The sequence below is a fragment of the Candidatus Rokuibacteriota bacterium genome (assembly GCA_016209385.1).
GTDB lineage: Bacteria > Methylomirabilota > Methylomirabilia > Rokubacteriales > CSP1-6 > JACQWB01.
In genome coordinates this window covers 1-21471 of sequence record JACQWB010000148.1, presented here as the reverse complement: position 1 = coordinate 21471, position 21471 = coordinate 1, and the positions used below count along the sequence as shown (strand labels likewise).

The window sequence follows — 21471 nt, the reverse complement described above, 5'->3', positions numbered from 1 at the left end:
TTCTACGCACCGGCGGCCGCGGTGGTTGAGATGATGTAGGCCATTCTGAAGGACAAGAAAAAGATCCTCACGTGCGCGGCCTATCTCGACGGCCAGTACGGGGTCAAGGGCCTCTACGTCGGCGTGCCGGTTAAGCTCGGCCGGGGCGGGGTGGAGCAGGTGATCGAGATCAGGCTGACGCCCGAGGAGCAGGCCGCCTTCCAGAAGTCAGCGGCCGGGGTACGCGAGCTGGTGGAGAAGCTGAAGCTCTGAGGCCACGAAGGGACGAGCGCTATGCCTGGTGACGAAGCGTACCAGCACGACGTGCTGGTGATCGGAGGCGGCGGCGCCGGGCTCCGCGCCGCCATCGCCGCGGCCGAAGAGTCAGACCGGCTCTCGATCGCGGTCCTCTCGAAGGTGTATCCGATGCGCAGCCACACGGTGTCGGCCGAGGGCGGGACCGCGGCGGTCATGCGCGATAACGACAGCCTCGACACGCACGCGAAGGACACGATCTTCGGGAGCGATTTCCTGGCAGACCAGGACGTCGTGGAGGCGTTCGTCAAGGAGGCGCCGGGCGAGGTGATCCAGCTCGAGCACTGGGGCTGCCCCTGGAGCCGGGACCCGGACGGCCGCGTCAGCGTTCGCGCCTTCGGCGGCATGACCGTGAACCGGACGCTCTACGCCGCCGACAAGACCGGGTTTCACATGCTCCACGCGCTCTTCCAGACCTCGCTCAGGTACGAGAAGATCGTGCGCTACGACGAGTGGTTCGCGACCTCGCTGCTGGTCGAGGACGGCAAGGTGTGCGGGGTCGCGGCCCTCAACCTCCACGACGGCGAGGTCCGTGCCATTGCGGCGAAGGCCGTGATCATCTGCACCGGCGGCGCGGGGCGCATCTACCCCTTCACCACCAACGCTGCCATCAAGACCGGCGACGGCATGGCGCTCGCCTACCGCGCCGGCGTTCCCCTCAAGGACATGGAGTTCGTTCAGTACCACCCCACGGGTCTCCCCGGCACCGGCATCCTCATCACCGAGGCCTCCCGGGGCGAGGGTGGGCACCTGAAAAACAAGGACGGCTATCGCTACCTCCAGGACTACGGCCTCGGCTCTCCGACCGATACGCCGGTCCACCGGAAGATGGAGCTGGGCCCCCGCGACATCCTCTCGCGCTGCCACATCCAGGAACATCTGAAGGGGCGGACGTTCGAAGGGCCCTACGGCCACTATGTCCACCTGGACCTCCGGCATCTGGGCGAGAAGGTGATCGACAAGAAGCTTCCCTTCGTGCGGGAGCTGGCGCGGAACTATGTGGGGATCGACCCGGTCTACGAGCCGATCCCGGTGCGCCCGGTGGTGCACTACATGATGGGGGGAATCTCCACCGACGTGCACGGCAGGACGTCGCGCGAGGGCGTATACGCCGCCGGGGAGGCGGCGTGTGTTTCCATCAACGGCGCCAACCGCCTCGGCTCCAACTCGCTCACCGAACTGCTCGTCTTCGGTGCGCGAGCCGGTCGCGCCGCAGCCAGGTACGCGCTGGAGCGGCCGGCGCTCCGGTCGAACCCGATCGCCCAGCTGGTGAGCGATGAGCGCCGTCGCCTCGATCAGCGCTTCCTCAGGGCCGAGGGGCGGGAGCGGATCGCCGACATCCGCGAGGAGATGCAAAACGCCATGGAGAACGGCGTGGGCATCTACCGGGACCAGGCGGGGATGAGAGCGACCTGTGAGACTCTGCGCAAGCTCCGCGAGCGCTTTGCCCACATTGGCCTCGCCGACCGCGACGCGGTCTTCAACACCGAGCTGATCCTGGCGCTCGAGCTCGAGTGCATGCTGGACGTCGCGGAGGCGGTCGCCCACTCGGCCCGGGCGCGCGAGGAGTCCCGGGGGGCGCACACCCGCACGGACTTCCCCAAGCGCGATGATGCGCGCTTCCTCAAGCACTCGCTGGCCTACTGGACGCCACAGGGCCCGCGGATCGACTACCTGCCGGTGACGATCACCCGCTGGCCTCCCGAGGAGCGCAAGTACTAAGTCGGAGGGCGACACCCACGCCTTCGGCGTGGGTACCCGGGCGCCCTCCGAGGCCTTCCCCAGGGGTTGCGCGGGCCGGGTACCCACGAAGTGGGTGCGCGCTGGACGGGGAGGCGGAGAGGACATGATGGCCGAGGAGACGATCACGCTGGAGGTGACGCGGTACCGGCCCGGCCACGACCGGGAGCCCCGCCTGCAGGCCTTCCAGGTCCCCTACCGGAAGGACTGGGTGGTCCTGGATGCGCTGAACTACATCAAGGACTGCGTCGACGGGACGCTGGCGTACCGGTGGTCATGTCGGATGGGGGTATGCGCGAGCTGCGGCAAGATGGTGAACGGCGTCACCAAGCTCACGTGCGCCGCGTTTCTCAGGGACTCGCGCCCCGGGCCGATCCGGGTGGAGCCGCTCGCCAACTTCCCCGTGGTCCGGGACCTGGTGATCTCCCTCGACGACTTCATGGAGAAGCTTCGCCGCGTCAAGCCCTGGATCATCCGGGAGAAGGAAAAACCGGTCGCCGAGGGTGAGTATCTGCAGACGCCGGCGCAGCTCGACCTCTACAAGCAGTTCAGCATGTGCATCAACTGCATGCTCTGCTACGCGGCGTGCCCCGTGTACGGCCTGCACCCGGCATTCATCGGGCCCGCCGCGATTGCGCTGGGCTACCGCTACAACCTGGACTCGCGGGACGAAGGCTATCGACTGCGCCAGCCGATCCTCGCCGAGGCGGTGGGCGTATGGGAGTGTACCTTTGTGGGGGAGTGCTCGGTGGTCTGCCCGAAGGGCGTAGACCCGGCTGCCGCGATCCAGCGCTCGAAGGTGGCGGGGACCAAGGACTGGTTCCTGTCCTTTCTCCTGCCGTGGGGCGGACGCCAGAAGGCGGAAAAGCGATGACGACGGCGACGCGCTCCGATCGCGCCGGGCTCTATTACCCGAAGCTGCCGGCCACCTGGTGGCTGCGTCACCCGAGATACTTTGCGTTCATGATGCGGGAGCTCTCCGTTGTCTTCATCGCCATCTTCCTCGTCGTCTTCCTCGTCGAGATCCGGCAGCTCGCCCGGGGGGCGCAGACCTACGTCGCGTTCGTCGAGATGCTCGCGTCCCCGGGCTGGATCGTCTTCCATGTTGTGGCTCTGGCGTTCGCGCTCTATCACAGCGTGACCTGGCTCAAGCTCACCGGTGTCGTGCAGGTCGTCCGCCTCGGAGAGCGGCAGGTGCCGTCCAAGCTGGTCGCCGCCGGGGCGTTTGTCGTCTGGGGCGTCGTCTCGCTGGTGATCCTGGCCTTCTTTCTGCTGGGAGCTTGAGCCGTGGCGACGGGAAAGACGATCGAGCCATTCTGGTGGGCGCTCTTCGCTGCGGGGGGCATGGTCGCCGCCTTGCTCGTGCCCGTGCATCTCTTTCTCCACGGGCTGGCGGTTCCCCTCGGCTGGATCTCGATCAGCCACGCCCGGATGCTGGCGCTGGTCGGCCAGCCTCTGATCAAACTCTATCTCTTCGTGCTCATCGCCCTTCCCCTCTACCACTGCTTCCATCGCCTCCGCTTCATCCTGGAGGACATCGGCCTCCACGGCCTCAGGACGCCGATCGCGATCCTCTCGTACGGCTGCGCGGTGATCGGCACCGCCGCCACGCTCTGGGTGCTCTGGCGCGTTTGACGCTGCCGCCCTCACGTTGTTCGCCGAGGAGGCCTCAATGAGCGAGCGATGTTCCTGGGCCGTCACGTTACTTGCGCTCTCGGTCCTCAGCGGGCACTGCGAGAGCTCGGCAAGCCGGTCGAGGCCGAGTACGTCGAGGGCGGCATCCACGCCATGACCTTCCGGCCCGATACCGCGGGGCGCCTCCACCAGCGGGCGATCGCGTTCTACCGCGCGCAGCTGCTCGGAACCTCCGCCTCCACCCAGGTCGTGCGGCCGGAGACGAGCGTGGCGGCGCCTGGAGCCAGCGCGACCTCTTCCAAACCGGCGCCGGCTCCTGCCGCGCGCGCGGCCTCCGGGTACTCCGGGCCGATCTTCGACGCCCACGCCCACATGATCCGTCCCGGAGTGGGCGCTATGGCCCGTCCTGGCGGTCCCCGGGCGCGCCCGGCGCGACCGCCTCAAGGAACCGGGGGGGAGGTCTCGCCCTTCGAGATCGTCGACCGGCTACGAGCGGCGGGCGTCTCGGGGATGTTCCTCTTCGCGGCGCCGGTCATGGTACAGCGCAAGTATCCCGACCTCGTGTACGCTTTCGTGGCCGCGCCCCACGATCCCGCCAAGCAAGGGCCGAGCTTCACTTCGGAGACGGCGGCGCTCATCGATGAGAAACTGCGGAGCGAGGGTGCGCGGGGGATCGGCGAGCTGCCGCTTCGCCACCGGCCGACCGGGAACGCGCACACAGCCGACGGACCCGTAGTCATGCGGATCTACGAGCTGGCGGCGCGACACAACGTGCCTGTAACGGTCCACGTTGAGCATGAGTACAGCCGCGAGCTAGAGCGGGCGGTGGTGGGCAACCCGAAGACGGTGTTCATATGGGCCCACGTGGGGAGTGGCCCGGCCGGGATTGCCCGCGACCTGATGCGGAAGTACGCGAACCTCTACGCCGACCTCTCCACACGGAACCCGATCTTCCGGATGGGGATCCCGGTCGACCAGAACTCGCTCACCGACGCCAGCGGCCGGCTCAAGGAGGAGTGGCGGACGGTCTTCGAAGAGTTGCCGGACCGCTTCCTCCTCGGCCTCGACATCAACAACACCGAGCGCCTGCAGCAGCTCGACGAGCTGGTGGCGTACTACCGCGCGGTCCTCGGCGAGCTCACGCCGGCCACCGCCGAGAAGATCGCGCATCGCAACGCGCGGCGGCTCATCGGGTTGGAATGAAGCCCCGGCGCTCCTTGTGGTGGGGTGGGCGGCGACGGGCCAACTGATGGCATGAAGATCCACGAGTACCAGGCCAAGGCGATCCTCAGGGAGTTCGGGATGCCGGTGCCGGCGGGTGACGTCGCCGAGACCCCGTTCGAGGCGCGAGCCATCGCGCAGAAGGTCGGCGGGCGCGTGGCGGTCAAGGCCCAGGTCCACGCCGGCGGCCGCGGGAAGGCGGGCGGGATCAAGCTGGCTTCGACTCCCGACGAGGCGGAGGGTGCCGCTCGCGCCATCCTCGGCATGAGGCTGAAGAGCCCTCAGACTCCGCCCGAGGGGATCGAGGTCCGCAAGGTTCTGGTCGAGGAAGCCTCTCCCATCGGCCGGGAGCTCTACCTCTCTGTCACGCTGGATCGCGCCCGCGCGGCGCTCGTTGTCATGGCCTCAGAGGCCGGGGGGATGGAGATCGAGGAAGTCGCCGCGGTGTCCCCCCAGAAGATCCGCCGCGAGTGGGCTGACTCTGCGCTCGGCCTCCAGCCGTTCCAGGCACGCAACCTGGCGTTCGCCCTCGGGCTCACGGGCGACCTCCACAAGGCCGGCGTCGCGCTGGTCCTGGACCTGTTCCGGTGCTACTTTGCCAGGGACTGCTCCCTTGCCGAGATCAATCCGCTCGTGGTGACCGCTGACGGCCGCCTGATCGCCCTCGATGCCAAGCTCAACTTGGATGACAACGCGCTCTTCCGCCAGCCGGCGGTCGCCGCGCTCCGGGATGTCCACGAGGAGACACCGCTCGAGGTCGAGGCCTCGCGGTACAACCTCAACTACGTCAAGCTGGACGGGAACGTGGGCTGCATGGTGAACGGCGCCGGCCTCGCCATGGCCACGATGGACATCATCAAGCTGGCCGGCGGCGAGCCCGCCAACTTCCTCGACGTCGGAGGCGGCGCGTCAGCAGAGCAGATTGAAAACGCCTTCAGGATCCTCTCGTCCGATCGGAACGTGAAGGCGGTCCTGATCAATGTCTTCGGCGGAATCCTCCGGTGTGACCGCCTCGCTGAAGGCGTCATCGCGGCGGTCAGGAAGCTCGGCCTCACGCTTCCGGTGGTGATCCGGATGGAGGGGACGAACGTCGAGGAAGGCCGGCGGATGCTGGCCGAGTCGGGTCTCAACTTCACGACCGCCGCCAGCATGGGGGACGGCGCCGAGAAAGTAGTCGCCCTCGCGCGAAGCGCCAGATGATGCGGCGAGTGCGGTCATCGCAGTGCCTGTCCGCCTTTCGAGCGCGGGCTGTGCCCGCGCAAGCTATGGGGGAGGCCTCGGAGGGGGCCCGGGTACCCGCGCCGAAGGCGCGGGTGTCCCCCTCCGAATAAAAAGGTGAGCATCCTCGTCGACAAGAGCACGCGGGTCCTGGTGCAGGGGATCACCGGCCGGGAAGGGTCCTTCCACGCCCAGCGCTGCCGGGAGTACGGGACCAACGTCGTGGGGGGCGTCACGCCCGGCAAGGGCGGCAGCACGCACGAGGGCTTCCCGGTCTGGAACACCGTGGACGAGGCGGTTCGGGCCGAGGCGCCCACGTGCGCGCTCATCTTCGTCCCGCCGGTGGCCGCGGCCGATGCCATCATGGAGGCTGGGGCGGCCGGTATCTCGTTGATCGTCTGCATCACGGAGGGAATTCCGACGCTCGACACGGTGAGGGCCAGGGCGTTTCTCGCCACGCGTTCCTGCCGCCTCATCGGTCCCAACTGTCCGGGCCTCATCTCACCCGCTCGAGCCAAGGTCGGGATCATGCCCGGCCACATCCACACCGAGGGTCACGTCGGGGTAGTCTCGCGGAGCGGCACGCTCACCTACGAGGTGGTCCACCAGCTCTCCCAGCGGGGGATCGGCCAGTCCACGTGCGTGGGAATCGGCGGCGACCCGGTCATCGGGACGGGCTTCGTCGACGTCCTCCGCCTCTTCCAGGCGGATTCTGACACGCGGCTGATCGTCCTGATCGGCGAGATCGGGGGGACCGCCGAGGAGGCGGCGGCGGCCTACATCAAGGCCCACGTCACCAAGCCCGTCGTGGGCTTCATCTGCGGCCAGACGGCTCCCCCCGGGCGGCGGATGGGTCACGCGGGCGCCATCATCGCGGGCGGCAAGGGGACCGCCGCGGAGAAAATGGCGGCGCTCGAGGGGGCCGGCGTCACGCTCGTCAGGAGCCCGGCGGAGATCGGGGCCAGCGTCGCGCGGGTGTTGCGAGACGGGGTCGGGTGAGCGGCTCCGCGATGGCCCTCGAGCGAACTCTCGTCATCGTGAAACCGGACGCCGTGGCGAAGGGCGTCACGGGCGAGATCGTCTCCCGCTTCGAGAGGGCCGGGCTCAGAATCCTCGCTGCCAGGATGGTCCGCCTGACCCCCGACCAAGCCGCCGGCTTCTACATCGTCCACAGGGACCGCTCTTTCTATAAAAGCCTTTGTATGTTCATGACTTCGGGCCCGTGCCTTGCGATGGTTCTTGAAGGCGAGAATGCGATCGGCCGGGTCAGGGATCTGATGGGGGCGACGGACCCCGCAAAGGCGGCGCCGGGGACCATCAGGCGGGACTTCGCATCCTCGATCGAGGCCAACGCCGTGCACGGCTCCGACTCTTCCGAGGCGGCGGCCTTCGAGATCCCCTACTTTTTCGGCACACCGGAGATCTGTTGCCGGGAGCCCGGCTAGGCGCAGGTCGGAGTAATGCCGTTCGAGCGCGGGCTTCGCCCGCGCAACCGATTCATGGGGGAGGCTTCGGAGGGGGCCGTCGAGGCCCCATCCGATTAGTAGGCGTGGACGCTTCGAGCGCCAACCCACCACTCGCCGAGATCCCGAACCGCTTCAACGCGGCTGCGTTCTTCGTGGATCGCCACCTGGCCGAGGGGAGCGGCGGCCGCACGATCTTTCGTTACCGCGGTCGGGCCGTGACCTACGCCGAACTGGCCGCGCGGGCGAACCGTGCCGGCTGGAGCTTGTGAGCCTGGGCGTCGAGATGGAGAACCGGGTTCTCCTGGCGCTCCCGGACTGTCCCGAGTTCGCCGAGGTCTTCTGGGGCGCCATCAAGATTGGCGCTGTCGCCGTCCCCGTGAATCCCTGGTTGAGAGGTCCGGACTACGCCTTCCTCTTGGAGGACAGCCGGGCCAAGGTGGCGGTTGTTCACGAGGAGGCGGCGCGGGAGTTCGCCCGTGTGCGGGGCGAGTGCCGCTTCCTCCGCCACATCCTCGCCGTGGGCCGGCCAGTTCGCGGGATGAAGCCCTACGAGCGGCTCCTGGCGCGGGCCGCGCCCACCCTCGAGCCCGCTGACACCACCCGTGACGACGTCGCGATGTGGGCGTATACCTCGGGCTCCACGGGCAGGCCCAAGGCGGCGGTCCATCTGCAGCACGATCTCGTGTACTCCGCGGACCTGGTGGGAGTCCAGATTTTCCGGATCGCCGCCGAGGACCTCGTCTTTTCCGCCTCCAAGCTGTTTTTCACCTTCGGCTTGGGGAACTCGCTCCTCTTCCCCGCTCGCGTCGCCGCGACTTCGGTGCTGGTCCCCGAGCGGATCGACCCCGAAGCCGCCTTTGAGATGATCACGCGGGAGCGCCCCACCGTCTTCTTCGCCGTCGCGACGCTGTACGCGCGGATGCTCCAGGTGGAGAATGCGGAGCTCCGCTTTGATCTCTCGTCGCTCCGACTCTGCGTGTCGTCGGGGGAGGCATTGCCGCCCGCCGTCTTCGACGGCTGGAAGCAGAGGTTCGGCCACGAGCTGGTCGACGTCGTGGGCTCGACCGAAGCGCTCCACGACTTCATCGCGAACCGGCCCGGCGAGGTCCGGCCAGGCTCGTGCGGGAGAGTCATACCCGGCTTCGAGGCGCGACTCGTGGACGACACGGGCGCGCTCGTCCCCACGGGCAGCGTTGGCTATCTCCTGATTAAGGGGGAGACCACGGCCCCCTGTTATTGGAACCGCCACGAGCAGACCAAGCGAACGATGCTGGGGGAGTGGCTCAGGACCGGCGACATGCTCTACCAGGACCCCGATGGCTATTTCTACTTTTGCGGGCGCTCCGACGACATGCTCAAGGTGAGCGGAATGTGGGTGTCTCCGAGTGAGGTCGAGGGGTGCCTGATGGAACACCCGGCGGTGCTCGAAGCCGGGGTGATTGGCCACCCGGATGCCGATGGCCTGATCAAGCCGTTCGCGTACGTGGTCCTCAAGCACGGCCACGCGTCCTCGGAGTCGTTGAAGGCCGAGCTCCGGGAACACGTCGGCACGCGCCTTGCGCGGTACAAGGCGCCCCGCTGGATCGAGTTCGTGCCCGACCTTCCGAAGACGGCGACCGGCAAGCTCCAGCGCTTCAGGCTGCGCCATTGGGAGCCAGAAGGATAAATCGCGATCCTGACAGTACGCGTCCGTCGGCTCCGCCGGCTGGAGGGTAGCCGTTGCGCGTGGTGATTGCCGGGCTCTCGAAGACCTACCGGGAGCGCTCGGGCCAGCCCGTGGAGGCCCTGCGCCAGGTCAGCTTGACGGTCGGGAGCGAGGAGTTCCTCGCCCTGGTCGGGCCCTCCGGCTGCGGCAAGTCCACGCTCCTCAACATTCTGGCCGGGCTCCTGGCTCCGACCGACGGCGCGGTCTACTTCGAAGGCGTGCCCGATCCGACCCGTCCACTCACCGCCATGGTCTTTCAGGAGTTCGCGCTCTTCCCGTGGCGTACGGTGCTGGCCAACGTCACGTTCGGCCTCGAGGAGCGCGGGCTGCCGAAAGCCGAGCGGGAGGCCAGAGCCCGGCGCTACCTGGACCTGGTGGGGCTCGTCGGCTTCGAGTCCAAATACCCCCATCAGCTCTCGGGCGGCATGCGCCAGCGCGTGGGGATCGCGCGGGCGCTCGCCGTCGAGCCGGGGGTCCTGCTGATGGACGAGCCGTTTTCGGCCCTCGACGCCCAGACGCGTCAGCTCCTCCAGGAGGAGCTGCTGCGAATCTGGGGCCAGACGCGGAAGACGGTGCTCTACGTGACCCACAACATCCATGAGGCGGTCTTCATGGCTGACCGGGTGGCCGTGCTTTCGCGACGACCAGGTCGCCTCATCGAGATCGTGCCGGTGGCCCTGGAGCGGCCGCGCCACGAGGGCATGCTCGGCGAGCTGGCCTTCCTCTCGGCCGTCGAGCGGATCTGGGGCCTCATCCGGTCGCAGGCGCAGGCCGCGCTGGCTGAGACCACCGCATGACCGATCACCGTGTACCGGTGCCGGACCGGACTCGTTTTCTCGAGCGGAGGCAGTTCCCGCTGGTGCGGGTCGTCGCGCTGGTGGGGCTGGTCGTGCTCTGGGAGATCTTCACCCGGATCCGCTGGGTGCCTCCGCTCTTCCTCCCGTCGCCCCTCGGGGTGTTGCGCTCTGGAGGCCAGATGCTGGTCACGGGCGAGCTGCTGGGTCACCTGGCCACGAGCCTCCAGCGGATCGTCCTCGGGTTCGGCCTCGGCGCGCTCGGCGGGATCAGCGTCGGGCTGGCGGTCGGGTTCTGGAGCCTGGCCGAGGCGGTGGGGAATCCCGTCATCGCCGCCACGTTCCCGATCCCGAAGATCGCGCTCCTCCCGCTCCTCATCCTCTGGCTCGGCATCGGGGAGGCCTCGAAGGTGGCGGTCATCGCGCTCGGCGTCTTTTTCCCGATGGCGATCAACACGTTCACCGGCGTCCGCACCGCGGATCCGCTCCTGATCCGCGCGGCGGTCGCCTTCGGGGCCGGGCACCTGAGCCTGATCCGCAAGGTGATCCTGCCCTCGGCGCTCCCGATGATCTTCGCCGGGCTCAAGCTGGGCGCCGGGACCTCGCTGCTCCTCCTGGTGGCGGCGGAGATGATCGCCGCCCAGTCCGGCATCGGGTTTTTGATCCTCCACGCCCAGAACCTGATGGAGACCACCAAGCTCATGGTCGGGATCGTGGTGCTCTCCTGCCTCGGTGTCTCGGCTCACTGGTTCCTGGCGCGCCTGGAGCGCCTGGTCATCCCCTGGAAACCGTAGCGTCGGCCCGAGCCCGCCGGGTTTCACGGTCACGGAGTCCCGGGCGCCGGGCGCTTGTTTCCGGGCGCAGAACATGGTACCCGTGTGACAAGGTTTTCCTAGAGCCTTCGCATGCGCTGTTCCCACTGCTCGTTCGAGGTTGCGGCAGATTTCAACTTCTGCCCCAAGTGCGGCCGCCAGCTGAGTCGGCAGTGCCCGAACTGCGCCTACGTCTGCCCCCCGGAGTTCCGCTACTGCCCCAGGTGCGGCACGGAGGTCTCGACCGGGGTGGCGGCTCGCGCCCAGCCGCCGGTCAGTGCCGCGCGACCTCCGGCGCAGGCGGAACTAACGCGCTCGGAATCCGTCGAGGCGGAGCGGAGACCGGTCACACTGCTCTTCGCCGACGTGGTGGGCTTCACCAGCCTGGCGGATAAGCTCGATCCGGAAGAGCTGAGAAGCCTGATGATGGGCTGCTTCCAGACGCTCGCTGAGGAGATCCGCCGCTACGACGGCTTCATCGAGAAGTTCATCGGCGATGCCATCGTGGCTATCTTCGGCGCCCCTACGGCGCACGAGGACGACCCGGAGCGGGCGGTGCGCGCGGCGCTGAGCATGCAGCGGCAACTGGGGCAGTTGCGGGCTGGCGCGGACGACGTCACAGGCGGGGCGCTCACCATGCGGATCGGCATCAACACGGGCCTCGTGGTGGCCGGCGCGGTGGGCGAGGGGAAGGATTACGGAGTGGTCGGCGACGCGGTCAACGTGGCCGCGCGGCTCCAGCAGGTCGGCGCGCCAGGCAAGATCACAGTCAGCGAGGAGACCTACCGGCTGATCCGAAGGGCGTTCGACTGCCGTCCTCTCGGGCCCGTCGCCTTGAAGGGGAAGGCAGAGCCGGTCCAAGCGTTTGAGGTGGTCGGAGCCGCAAGCGGGCGCGCCCCGACCCTCGATAGCGAAGCGCGGGTGCCCCTGGTCGGGCGCGAGGAGGAGCTGGGACAGCTCCTGGAGCTCTTGTCGCGTGCCCGGAAGGGAAGGACGCAGGTCGTGAATGTCGTCGGCGAGGCGGGGATCGGCAAATCCCGCCTCCTCGCCGAGTTCCTCCGCCGACTCGACGCCGACGGAGTGCTCTCCTCCATCGTCCTCTACCAGACGGCCTGCCCGGCGGTCGGGAGCGAGGCCTATCGTGTCTTCATCGACTTTTTCCGGGCGTGCTTCGGGCTGAGGCCCGAGGAGAGCGCCGCGGAGGCCAGGGCTAAGATCACGGGCACCCTCCAGGCCATGGGCGCGGCGGTGGAGCGCGTGATCCCGGTCGTGGAGCACTTCCTGGGCGTTCGGGATGAGGCGCTTCACACCGAGCAGCTGGACCCGGAGCAGCTCAAGCGTCAGCTCGGTCTCGCCGTCAGGGAGATCTGCGACTGCCAGGCCCGGCTCCGCCCCGTTCTCCTGGTCGTGGAGGACTTCCAGTGGGCCGATGCCGCCTCCGTCGAGCTGCTCGCCTCGCTGGCGGATCGGGCCCCGGACCGGCCGCTGATGGTGCTTCTGGTGGCCCGCTCGACTCCGCAGGCGGGAACGATCTACAGCGCACGGGTGGATTCCACCGTCATCCGTCTCCACCCGCTGACCCTGGAGGAGAGCCAGGCCCTGGTGGGGAGGCTCGTCGGGCCGCTGGCGCCTCAGTCCCAGCCCCTGTTTGATGAGCTTGTGACGCAACGGGCGGCGGGGAACCCCTTTTTCCTCGGAGAAGCCGCGCGCTCGCTGATGGACCGGGGCGTCCTTGTCAGCACGCCGGGGGGGCTGCGCCTGGCCGCTGACGTGACGAGCCTGGAAGTCCCGTCCACCGTCCAGGGGATCCTCCTCTCGCGCTTGGATCGCCTCGAGCCGGCGGCCAAGCAGCTGCTCCTCGAAGCGGCCGTGCTCGGTCCCCGCTTCGATGCGGAAGTGCTCAGCCGGATCGCGAGCCAGCCCCAGGAGCTTCACGACCGTCTGGACGCCCTGGTCAGCGCCGACTTGCTGGCGGAGGCTCCCGATGCCGGCGGGCGGTCGGAATACCGCTTTCGCAACTCGCTCATCCAGGAGGTGGCGTACGCGAGCCTGCTGCGTCGCCGGCGGTCTGCCCTCCACGAGCTGACGGCACGAACCCTGGAGCAGCTCCATGCCCAGCACCTGGACGAGTACCTCTCCGAGCTGGCCCATCACTACAGCCTGAGCGACAACCGGGAGCGCGCGCTCGAGTATCTCCTTCGGTTCGGCGATCACGCCGTCCGGATCTATGCGAACCGGGACGCGGTCCGCGCCTACCGCCGCGCCCTCGAGCTTGTCGAAGCGCAGCGGGACCACTCCGTACTCCGGGCGAAGGTGCTCGAGAAGCTAGCCGATGCGACTCAGGCCCTGGGCGAGCCGGAGGTAGCGCTCCAGCACTGGGAGGCTGCCCTGGCGCACTATGCGGCGCTCGACAACAAGAATTCCATGGCCTCGGTCCAGAGGAAAATCGGGCTGGCGTGGTGGAACCGCGGCGACCGTGAAAAAGCGCTGGAGTGCTTCGAGCGCGGCCTGGATCTTCTGGCCCAGGCGCCCGAAGGCATCGAGGCAGCTCTCCTCTACCACGAGCTGGGCCGCCTCCACTTCCGGATCGGCGACGATGAGCGGGCCAGTCACTGGGCGCGACGCGCGCTGGACCTCGGGGAACGGCTCCGCGCTCACGAGGTCGTCTCCCAGGCCTTCAATACCGTTGGGGTGTCGATCGCGCGTCGGGGCGCGCTCGAAGAAGGCATCGCAAACGTCGAGCAGAGCCTCCAGACGGCTCTCCAGCACGAACTGCTCGCCGCCGCCTGCCGGGCCTACGCGAACCTGGGGATGCTGCTGGCCGCGGTCGACCGGGAGCGCGCGGTGCGGTACTGCGAGGAAGGGCTGGCGCTGGCCAAGAAGATCGGCGATCTTTTTCAGCAGTCCTGGCTCTACACCAGCATGGCTAGCAGCTACTGCTCGTTCACGGGGGACTGCGCCCAGGGCATCGAGGCGGCGAGGGCGTCCATCGCGCTCGACCAGCAGCTCGGCCAGCGCAACCACCTGCCGATCCCCCTGGTCCTGCTCGGCCAGATCCATCAGTGCCAGAATCAGTTCGAAGAGAGCGAGCGCTACTATCTGGAGGCGGTGGCCATTGCCGAGGAGATCGGCGAGCCCCAGCTCCTCTTCCCCTGTTACGACGGGCTGGCGACCCTGTATCTGGCCATGGGCGAGACCGCGAAGGCGGAGGCGTACCTCGCCCAGGGCCACGAGCTGTGCGAGAAGACCGGGTATGCCCCCGACGCGCTGATCATGCTGCCGTTCCTGAGCTGAGCATCCGACCCGCGGAGGAGAGAGCGAGATGACCACCATCGAACCGCGACCCCCAGTGCAACCCGGAGAGCCCGCGCCGGACTTCACACTGCCGGCGGTCCAGCGTGCCGGCACCGTGTCGCTGGCTGACTACCGCGGCAGGAGCCCGCTGCTGCTGGCGCTGTTCCGCGGGGTCTACTGCCCGATGTGCCGCCGCCACATCGCGCAGCTCGGCTTCACCCAGGAGAAGCTCCGGGCGCTCGGTGTCGAGACGCTCGGCATCGTCGCCACCAAGCCGGAACATGCCCGCCTCTACTTCCGCCTTCATCCCACCCGCGTTGCGTTGGCCGCCGACCCGGAGCTGAGCACGCACCGGGCCTACGGGGTGCCGAAGCCGCCGGTCACGCCGGAGCTGACGCAGGCCGTGGAGTCCCTCCGCCTGAACCCGAGCGGCGAGCTGCCCGAGCCGCTGCCGGTGAGCGAGATGATCCAGGCGCTGAATCGCCTGGATCGCTTCGAGCCGGCCCCGACCGACCAGGAGGATGCGCAGCGGCAGTTCCCTCAGCTCATCGGGCAGTTCCTGCTGGATCGGGGCGGCATCGTTCGCTGGGTCAACATCGAGGCCAAGGAAGGGTTGAACGGTATCGGCAAGTTTCCGACGGGCGACGAGCTTCTGGCCGTGGCCCGGTCGCTCGCGACGTGATGCTGCGCGTGGGTGCTCAGGCGTCGAACTTCCATCTGCCGTCAGCCCAGGGCCCCGACATCGCCCTGGAGGATTACCGCGGAAGCCGGAACGTGGTGCTGTGGTTCTCCAAGGGGCTCTACTGAGCGTTCTGCCGCCGGCACATGGCGCAGGTGCGCCTGGGGTATCCCGAAATCCAGCAGCGAGGGGCCGAGGTCCTCCAGATCACGCTCAGCACCCCCGACGAGGCCCGGCTGTATTTCCGGCGATACCAGCTGAGCTTCCCGTACCTGTGCGACCCCGAGCTCGCTGTCCACCGCCTGTACGGGCTGTCGATCGTGCACCGGCCGCTCGTGGAGGAACTGGGAGCTGCCGTGCTCAGCACCGCCGCGGTCGCGGGCGATTTCTTGTTGCGCGGAGAGCGCACCCCATCGCCGCTGCCCCACGTGAAGCGGTACGGGTCCAGCGCCCCGGATCAGGCCGTCATCATCGTCGATCGAGGCGGCATCGTTCGCTACGTCTATACCGTCGGCCCCATCGGTGCCATCCCGTCCAACGCCGAGCTGCTGAGTCAGTTGGCCCGGGTTCAGTAACGGCAAGCGTCCCGTGCGAGAACAACCGATCCACGGGGGGAGGCGAAGCATGAAGCGATTCGTGGTCCTGCTGCTCGTCGGCATCCTCGCTCTGGGGTCGACCGCTGATGCGACGGCCCAGGCCAAGAAGACCAAGATCGGGGTGCTCAAGCTCACCTCATCCGCGGTCCTCTTCCTGGGCGTGGAGAAGGGCTACTTCAAGGAGTTCGGGATCGACCCCGACCTCGTCTTCTTCCAGGCGGCCCAGCCGGTTGCCGTCGCGCTGGCATCCGGGGATATCGACGTCGGCGCTACGGGTCTCACAGCGGGCCTGTACAACACGGTCGCGGGCGGGGTGAAGGTCTGGATCGTGGCCGACAAGGGGCGCGAGTGGCCCGGGTACCGCCTCACCGCGATCCTGGTCCAGCCGGAGCTCTATGAGACGGGCCTCAGATCAGTGCGCGACCTTCGGGGGAAGACGCTCGGCATCACGCAGATCGGCTCCACCTTCCACTACTCCATCGGCAATATCCTCGAGAAGGAGGGGCTGGCGCTCGGCGACGTGGAGCTTGTCCCGCTCCAGAGCCTCGGCGCCATGTCCGACGCTCTCGCCGCCAAGCGCGTCGACGCGATCTACACTGCCCAGCCCTTCGTCTCAGGCGCCGAGGCGAAAGGGGTCGGCAAAGTGATCCTCTGGACGGGCGACGTGCTCCCGTGGCAGGTGGCGACGATCTTCTACTCGGGCAAGTTCGCCCAGGACCGGGAGCGGGCCGTGAACTTCATGAAGGGCTACATCAAGGCGGCCCGTCACTACTACGATGCCGTGCTCCAGCGGAAGGAGGGCCGGCCAGTCAGCGCGGTCGCTTTCGAGGAGGCGGTGGCCGTCACGGCGAAGTACAAGGGGGCCAAGCCCGAGATCATCAAGCTCGGGTTCCCCTACCAGGATCGGGACGGGCGTCTCCTGGTGGACGACATCGCCAAGCAGCTCGCCTGGTGGCGCAGGCACAACCTGGTGAAGGCGCCGATCCCGGCCAGTGAGGTTGTCGACACGAGCTTCTTCGAGGAGGGGCTCCGGGCGCTGAAGTGAGCGCCGCGACGGCCATGGACGCGTCACTGGTCGCCTTCCCGTTGACCGAGGCGCAGGCCGCGCTGCAACGCCTGGCGCGCGAGCTGGCCGACACGGTCTTCCGCGAGCGCGCCGCCCGCTGGGACGAGCACGAGGAGTACCCGTGGGACAACGTCAAGGAGCTGACCGCCCACAGGCTGATGGGGATGACGATCCCGCCCGCATACGGTGGGCGCGGGCTCGGCGCGCTCGAGGCCGTTCTCGCGATTGAGGCCGTCGCCCGCGTGTGCGGCGTCACGGGGCGGATTCTCGTGGACTCGAACTTCGGGCCGGTGGGTGTGCTCGTGCATTACGGCACCGAGGCGCAGAAGCAGAAATACCTGCCCCGCGTGGTGCGGGGCGACAAGCCGGCGATCGCGATCACGGAGCCGAACGCGGGCTCCGCCGCCTCCGACCTGGAGACCACGGCGGTCGCCGACGGCGACGCGTGGGTCCTCAACGGGGTCAAGCACTGGATCACGGGGGCAGGTGTCTCCCAGACCTACGTGGTCTTCTGCCGGTTTGACGGCATCCCGGGGGCAGCGGGCGTCGGCGCCGTCGTCGTCGAGGCCGACGCGCCGGGCCTGACGGTGCGGCGGCGCGAGCGAGCCATGGGCATGCGCGGCATCCCGGAGGGTGAGGTGGTGCTGGCCGACTGCCGGGTGCCGCGCGAGAACCTGATCGTCGGCGTCGGCGGGTTCGCGCGCCTGATGGCCGCCTACAATGGCCAGCGCCTCGGCGCGTCCACGGTGGCGCTCGGGCTGGCTCAGGGTGCCCTTGAAGCCGCCGTTGGGTACGCGCAGACACGTAAGCAGTTCGGTCGCCCGATCGGCGCGTTCCAGGGGCTGCGCTGGATGCTTGCCGACATGGCGATCGAGGTCGAGGCGGCCCGGCAGCTCATCTATCGCACCGCCGCGAACGCCGGCGGCGCCCTCCCCGATATGCAGGCCGCCGCGGTGTGCAAGGTGGTGGCGAGCGAGATGGCCGTGCGGGTGACGAACCAGGCCCTCCAGGTGTTCGGGGCGAAGGGGTACTCGCGCGACTGCCCGGTGGAGCGCCTGGTGCGTGACGCGCGCATGTTCACGATCGCCGGCGGGACAGTGCAGATGCTGCGCAACCAGGTCGCGAACCGGCTCCTCGGACGCGTCGACCAGCGCGGAAGCTGAGGCCCGACCCGTCACGACCGCGTGGCTTCTCCCTCGGGCGTCTGCTATGATCAACGCACCGTGAGCGCATCCTTCGGGAAAATCCTGGTCGCAAACCGCGGGGAGATCGCGGTCCGCGTCATCCGCGCCTGCCGGGAGCTGGGGATCCCCACGGTCGCGGTCTTCTCGGAGGCCGACCGCGAGGCGCTGCACGTCCTGATGGCCGACGAGGCGTGCCCGCTCGGCCCGGCGCCTGCCCGCGAGAGCTACCTCGCGATGGCGAAGCTGATCCGCGCCGCGACGGAGTCGGGCGCGGACGCGGTGCACCCCGGGTACGGGTTTCTGTCCGAGAACGCCGCCTTCGCCGAGGCGTGCCAGCAGGCGGGGCTGGTCTTCGTCGGTCCGCCGCCTCAGGCGATCAGGGCCATGGGGGACAAGACCGCGGCCCGGCGGACCGCGATCCGCCTGGGCGTGCCCGTCGTCCCGGGCGCCACCGAGCCGGTCGCGCGCGACGCCGAGGCCGCGCGCGTGGCGCGCGAGGTCGGCTACCCGGTCATGATCAAGGCGGCCATGGGCGGTGGAGGGATCGGGATGCGGCTCGTCCGGAGCGAGGCCGAGTTGGCTCCCGCGCTCCAGCTGGCGCGCTCGCAGGCGGGGTCGGCCTTCGGGGACGCCACGGTGTACCTCGAGCGCTACCTCGAGGATCCGCGCCATATCGAGGTCCAGGTGCTGGCCGACAGCCACGGCACCACCGTCCACCTCGGCGAGCGTGAGTGCTCGATCCAGCGGCGCCACCAGAAGCTGGTCGAGGAATCCCCGTCGCCATTGGTGGACGCCGCGCTGCGGGCCCGGATGGGCGAGGCGGCGGTGAAGGTGGCGGCCGCGGTGGGCTACGTCAACGCCGGCACCGTCGAGTTCCTGGCGGACGCGCAGAAGAACTTCTACTTCCTTGAGATGAACACCCGCCTCCAGGTCGAGCACCCGGTCACCGAGCTGGTCACGGGGATCGACCTCGTGAAGGAGCAGATCCGGATCGCGGCAGGGGAGAAGCTCGGCTACGGGCAGGCCGACGTGCGGTGGAGCGGGTGGGCCATCGAGTGCCGCATCTACGCGGAGGATCCGTACCGGAACTTCATGCCGTCGCCGGGACGGCTGACGGCGCTCCGTCCGCCGGGCGGGCCCTGGGTGCGCGACGACTCGGGGGTGTACGAGGGCTTCACGGTGCCGATCTACTACGACCCGCTGATCTCCAAGCTGATCGTCTGGGGTCCGGACCGGCCAGAGGCGATCCGCCGCATGGCGCGCGCGCTGGGCGAGTACGAGGTGGCCGGCGTGCGGACGACCATTCCCGTGCTGCAGGAGATCATGGCGCACCCGGACTTGGTCGCCGGCCGGCTCTCCACCCGCTTCCTCGACCGCCTGCTCGCCGGTGACCGCCCGTCGCGCGCGGGCCGGCGGCGGACCGTCGCCCTGATCGCGGCGGCGCTGGCCGCCTACGAGCGAGCGGGGCGCTCGGCTCCGCTCGTGCCCGCCCCGCCGAGCCCGTGGGCCATGTCCGCGCGCCGGGCCCGCTGGGGGAAGCTCCGCTGATGCGCTTCGTCGCCGAGCTCGACGCGCAGGCGCTCCCGGTAGAGGTGACGGAGGTCGCGGGGCGCTTCAGGGTGCGGGTCGGCGACGAGGTCGTTGAGGTCGACGCCCGCTGGCCGGTGCCGGGGCGCTGCTCGCTCCTGATCGCCGGCGCGGCCTACGCGGCGGACGTCACCGAGAAGGACGGCTGGTTCACCGTGGACGTGGCCGGCGAGACGTACCGGATTCGCGTCGAGGAGGAGACCCGTCGCCTCCTCCGGCGTCGCGGGAGCGGCGTGCGGCAGGCGGGAGGCCAGGTGCTCGTGGCCCCGATGCCCGGCCGGGTGGTCCACGTCGCCGTCAGGGAGGGGCAGGCAGTGAAGGCCGGGGACGGGCTCGTCGTCGTCGAGGCGATGAAGATGGAAAACGAGTTCAAGGCCACGCTCGACGGCACCGTGAAGGAGGTGCGGGTCCGCGTGGGGCAGACCGTGGATGCCGGCGACGTTCTGGTCGTGGTGGGGTGAGCCGGTGCCCCCAGCCATCGAGTTCAGGCGGGTCAACAAGTGGTTCGGCAAGCTCCACGTGCTCCGGGACATCTCGCTCCAGGTGGCCTCCGGGGAGGTAGTCGTCGTCTGCGGCCCGTCCGGATCCGGGAAGAGCACGCTGATCCGCTGCGTGAACCGCCTCGAGGCGATCCAGTCGGGAGAGGTGGTCGTGCTCGGTCAGTCCCTTACCCAGCCCGGCGTCAACTTCTCCAGGCTCAGGTCCGAGGTGGGGATGGTCTTCCAGGCCTTCAACCTCTACCCCCACATGACGGCCCTCGAGAACATCGTCCTGGCGCCCGTGAAAGCGAAAGGGCTCTCGCGGGGCGAGGCGGAGAAGATCGCCATGGCGCTCCTCGAGCGCGTCGGGATCCCGGAGAAGGCCGATGCCTATCCGGCCCACCTCTCGGGCGGCCAGCAGCAGCGGGTGGCCATCGCGCGCGCCCTGGCGATGCAGCCGAAGATCATGCTCTTCGACGAGCCAACCTCGGCCCTGGACCCGGAGATGATCAACGAGGTGTTGGAGGTGATGACTGACCTGGCTCGCGAGGGGATGACGATGGTGGTCGTGACCCACGAGATGGGCTTCGCTAAGCGAGTATCCCATCGGATCATGTTCATGGACGAGGGGCAGGTGATCGAGGAGGGCAGCCCCGACACCTTCTTCGCCGCTCCGAAGTCCGACCGCACCAAGCTGTTTCTCTCCAAGATCCTCTCTCACTAACTAAAGGAGGGTGGGCGATGAAGAGATCTGTGAGCGTGTTGCTGGCCCTGGTCGTCGTCGTTGGCCTCGCGGCCCCGGCCCTGGCGCAGACCGTCCTCGAGAAGATCAGCCGGACCGGCGTCCTCACCGCGGGGACCCGCACCGCCTCGATTCCGTTCGCGTTCATCAACGAGAAGAACGAGTGGATCGGCTTCTCGGTCGACTTCCTCGAGGTGGTCCGCGCCCGACTCGAGAAGAAGCTCGGCAAGCCCGTCAAGCTGGAGAAGAAGGAAGTGACCCCTGCGAACCGGATCGCGCTCGTGGCCAACCGCACCATCGACGTCGAGTGCGGCTCGACCACCTACACGCGGGGCCGTGACGAGACGGTGGACTTCACCATCAACTTCTTCTTCACCGGCTCCCAGCTCCTCGTGAAGAGGGGGAGCGGGGTCAAGATGCTCGCCGACGTCGCGGGCAAGCGCGTGGGAGCGGCTCAGGGGACCACGAATGAGAAGGCGCTGCGCGTCTCCGCGCCCAGAGCCGACATCGTGACCTTCCAGGATCACGCCGCCGGTTTCCTGGCCCTCGAGCAGGGCAAGATCGTCGCGTACGTGACCGACGGGATCCTCCTAGCGGGACTGGCGGCGAAGTCCAAGAGCCCGAAGGACTGGGAGGTGGTGGGGGACTTCTTCTCCAAGGACCCCTACTCCTGCATCGTGCCCGAGAACGACTCCAAGTGGCGCGACTTCGTGAACCACACCTTGATGGAGCTCATCGACAGCGGCAAGTACTTCGAGCTCTACGAGAAGTGGTTCGGTGAGAAGGGCGTCGTGCCCTACCCGATGAGCGCCCAGGTACGGAACTACATGCTCATGCAGTCCATGCCTGAGTAGCAGTCTGTGAGAGCTGAGGGGGACGTCTTGCTCGCTCCGGTCTCCTCGCCTCGACGGGCTCGGCTCGCTCGGACGCCTCCGCTGGCCCCCCCATCCCCCCGGAGG

Annotated in this window: 19 protein-coding genes and 2 pseudogenes; all 21 read left to right on the top strand. The window is 68.5% G+C overall.

Annotation, left to right across the window (positions count from 1 at the left end; translation table 11 throughout):
* Positions 1 to 252: pseudogene (locus HY726_10355) on the top strand (malate dehydrogenase).
* Positions 253 to 273: 21 nt separating this feature from the next.
* Entirely contained in the window at positions 274 to 2016 is a 1743-nt protein-coding gene (gene frdA, locus HY726_10350) for a fumarate reductase (quinol) flavoprotein subunit (GenBank protein ID MBI4609401.1), read from the top strand.
* Between the two features lie 127 nt (positions 2017 to 2143).
* Positions 2144 to 2908, top strand: a complete 765-nt coding sequence (locus HY726_10345) for a succinate dehydrogenase/fumarate reductase iron-sulfur subunit (protein MBI4609400.1) — start codon at positions 2144 to 2146, stop codon at positions 2906 to 2908.
* Positions 2905 to 3318, top strand: a complete 414-nt coding sequence (locus HY726_10340) for a fumarate reductase subunit C (GenBank protein MBI4609399.1) — start codon at positions 2905 to 2907, stop codon at positions 3316 to 3318. Before HY726_10345 ends, HY726_10340 begins: the two co-directional genes overlap by 4 nt.
* 60 nt (positions 3319 to 3378) lie before the next feature.
* Complete coding sequence (locus HY726_10335) at positions 3379 to 3669, top strand: fumarate reductase subunit D (GenBank protein ID MBI4609398.1); 291 nt, start codon at positions 3379 to 3381, stop codon at positions 3667 to 3669.
* A gap of 48 nt (positions 3670 to 3717) precedes the next feature.
* Positions 3718 to 4872, top strand: coding sequence for an amidohydrolase family protein (locus HY726_10330; protein MBI4609397.1), 1155 nt, complete (start codon positions 3718 to 3720; stop codon positions 4870 to 4872).
* A 51-nt stretch (positions 4873 to 4923) separates the two neighbouring features.
* Positions 4924 to 6090 carry an ADP-forming succinate--CoA ligase subunit beta gene (sucC, locus tag HY726_10325; protein MBI4609396.1) on the top strand — a complete coding sequence of 389 codons (1167 nt, stop codon included), beginning with the start codon at positions 4924 to 4926 and terminating at the stop codon, positions 6088 to 6090.
* 135 nt (positions 6091 to 6225) lie between these two features.
* Complete coding sequence (sucD, locus tag HY726_10320) at positions 6226 to 7107, top strand: succinate--CoA ligase subunit alpha (protein ID MBI4609395.1); 882 nt, start codon at positions 6226 to 6228, stop codon at positions 7105 to 7107.
* Positions 7108 to 7118: 11 nt separating this feature from the next.
* A complete protein-coding gene (gene ndk / locus HY726_10315; protein MBI4609394.1) occupies positions 7119 to 7553 on the top strand; it encodes a nucleoside-diphosphate kinase in 435 nt (144 codons plus the stop codon).
* A gap of 104 nt (positions 7554 to 7657) precedes the next feature.
* A pseudogene (locus HY726_10310) lies at positions 7658 to 9240 on the top strand (benzoate-CoA ligase family protein).
* Between the two features lie 53 nt (positions 9241 to 9293).
* Positions 9294 to 10076, top strand: a complete 783-nt coding sequence (locus tag HY726_10305; GenBank protein ID MBI4609393.1) for an ABC transporter ATP-binding protein — start codon at positions 9294 to 9296, stop codon at positions 10074 to 10076.
* Positions 10073 to 10867: an ABC transporter permease gene (locus HY726_10300; protein MBI4609392.1), complete on the top strand. Its 795-nt coding sequence runs from the start codon at positions 10073 to 10075 to the stop codon at positions 10865 to 10867. The genes HY726_10305 and HY726_10300 overlap by 4 nt, the downstream gene beginning before the upstream one ends.
* Positions 10868 to 10978: 111 nt before the next feature.
* Positions 10979 to 14179, top strand: coding sequence for an AAA family ATPase (locus tag HY726_10295; protein ID MBI4609391.1), 3201 nt, complete (start codon positions 10979 to 10981; stop codon positions 14177 to 14179).
* Positions 14180 to 14207: 28 nt separating this feature from the next.
* Positions 14208 to 14861, top strand: coding sequence for a redoxin domain-containing protein (locus tag HY726_10290; protein ID MBI4609390.1), 654 nt, complete (start codon positions 14208 to 14210; stop codon positions 14859 to 14861).
* Positions 14862 to 15004: 143 nt separating this feature from the next.
* Entirely contained in the window at positions 15005 to 15433 is a 429-nt protein-coding gene (locus HY726_10285; GenBank protein ID MBI4609389.1) for a redoxin domain-containing protein, read from the top strand.
* A gap of 49 nt (positions 15434 to 15482) precedes the next feature.
* Positions 15483 to 16499 carry an ABC transporter substrate-binding protein gene (locus HY726_10280; GenBank protein ID MBI4609388.1) on the top strand — a complete coding sequence of 339 codons (1017 nt, stop codon included), beginning with the start codon at positions 15483 to 15485 and terminating at the stop codon, positions 16497 to 16499.
* Positions 16500 to 16513: 14 nt separating this feature from the next.
* Positions 16514 to 17683 (top strand): acyl-CoA dehydrogenase family protein, encoded by a 1170-nt coding sequence (locus HY726_10275; GenBank protein MBI4609387.1) that lies wholly within the window; start codon positions 16514 to 16516, stop codon positions 17681 to 17683.
* A gap of 81 nt (positions 17684 to 17764) precedes the next feature.
* Positions 17765 to 19252 carry an acetyl-CoA carboxylase biotin carboxylase subunit gene (gene accC / locus HY726_10270; GenBank protein ID MBI4609386.1) on the top strand — a complete coding sequence of 496 codons (1488 nt, stop codon included), beginning with the start codon at positions 17765 to 17767 and terminating at the stop codon, positions 19250 to 19252.
* Positions 19252 to 19752, top strand: coding sequence for a biotin/lipoyl-binding protein (locus tag HY726_10265; GenBank protein ID MBI4609385.1), 501 nt, complete (start codon positions 19252 to 19254; stop codon positions 19750 to 19752). The genes accC and HY726_10265 overlap by 1 nt, the downstream gene beginning before the upstream one ends.
* Positions 19721 to 20494, top strand: coding sequence for an amino acid ABC transporter ATP-binding protein (locus HY726_10260; protein MBI4609384.1), 774 nt, complete (start codon positions 19721 to 19723; stop codon positions 20492 to 20494). Before HY726_10265 ends, HY726_10260 begins: the two co-directional genes overlap by 32 nt.
* Positions 20495 to 20511: 17 nt before the next feature.
* On the top strand, positions 20512 to 21366 hold the full coding sequence (locus tag HY726_10255; protein MBI4609383.1) for a transporter substrate-binding domain-containing protein: 855 nt from the start codon (positions 20512 to 20514) through the stop codon (positions 21364 to 21366).
* Positions 21367 to 21471: the final 105 nt, after the last annotated feature.

Excerpts from the sequence above, each read along its gene's own strand:
- sucC (MBI4609396.1), top strand. The coding sequence starts at position 4,924 with ATGAAGATCCACGAGTACCAGGCCAAGGCGATCCTCAGGGAGTTCGGG.
- ndk (MBI4609394.1), top strand. The coding sequence starts at position 7,119 with ATGGCCCTCGAGCGAACTCTCGTCATCGTGAAACCGGACGCCGTGGCG.
- HY726_10340 (MBI4609399.1), top strand. The coding sequence starts at position 2,905 with ATGACGACGGCGACGCGCTCCGATCGCGCCGGGCTCTATTACCCGAAG.
- HY726_10345 (MBI4609400.1), top strand. The coding sequence starts at position 2,144 with ATGGCCGAGGAGACGATCACGCTGGAGGTGACGCGGTACCGGCCCGGC.
- HY726_10330 (MBI4609397.1), top strand. The coding sequence starts at position 3,718 with ATGTTCCTGGGCCGTCACGTTACTTGCGCTCTCGGTCCTCAGCGGGCA.
- HY726_10285 (MBI4609389.1), top strand. The coding sequence starts at position 15,005 with ATGGCGCAGGTGCGCCTGGGGTATCCCGAAATCCAGCAGCGAGGGGCC.
- HY726_10265 (MBI4609385.1), top strand. The coding sequence starts at position 19,252 with ATGCGCTTCGTCGCCGAGCTCGACGCGCAGGCGCTCCCGGTAGAGGTG.
- HY726_10290 (MBI4609390.1), top strand. The coding sequence starts at position 14,208 with ATGACCACCATCGAACCGCGACCCCCAGTGCAACCCGGAGAGCCCGCG.
- HY726_10280 (MBI4609388.1), top strand. The coding sequence starts at position 15,483 with ATGAAGCGATTCGTGGTCCTGCTGCTCGTCGGCATCCTCGCTCTGGGG.
- HY726_10260 (MBI4609384.1), top strand. The coding sequence starts at position 19,721 with ATGCCGGCGACGTTCTGGTCGTGGTGGGGTGAGCCGGTGCCCCCAGCC.
- HY726_10300 (MBI4609392.1), top strand. The coding sequence starts at position 10,073 with ATGACCGATCACCGTGTACCGGTGCCGGACCGGACTCGTTTTCTCGAG.
- HY726_10295 (MBI4609391.1), top strand. The coding sequence starts at position 10,979 with ATGCGCTGTTCCCACTGCTCGTTCGAGGTTGCGGCAGATTTCAACTTC.
- HY726_10255 (MBI4609383.1), top strand. The coding sequence starts at position 20,512 with ATGAAGAGATCTGTGAGCGTGTTGCTGGCCCTGGTCGTCGTCGTTGGC.
- HY726_10275 (MBI4609387.1), top strand. The coding sequence starts at position 16,514 with ATGGACGCGTCACTGGTCGCCTTCCCGTTGACCGAGGCGCAGGCCGCG.
- frdA (MBI4609401.1), top strand. The coding sequence starts at position 274 with ATGCCTGGTGACGAAGCGTACCAGCACGACGTGCTGGTGATCGGAGGC.
- HY726_10335 (MBI4609398.1), top strand. The coding sequence starts at position 3,379 with ATGGTCGCCGCCTTGCTCGTGCCCGTGCATCTCTTTCTCCACGGGCTG.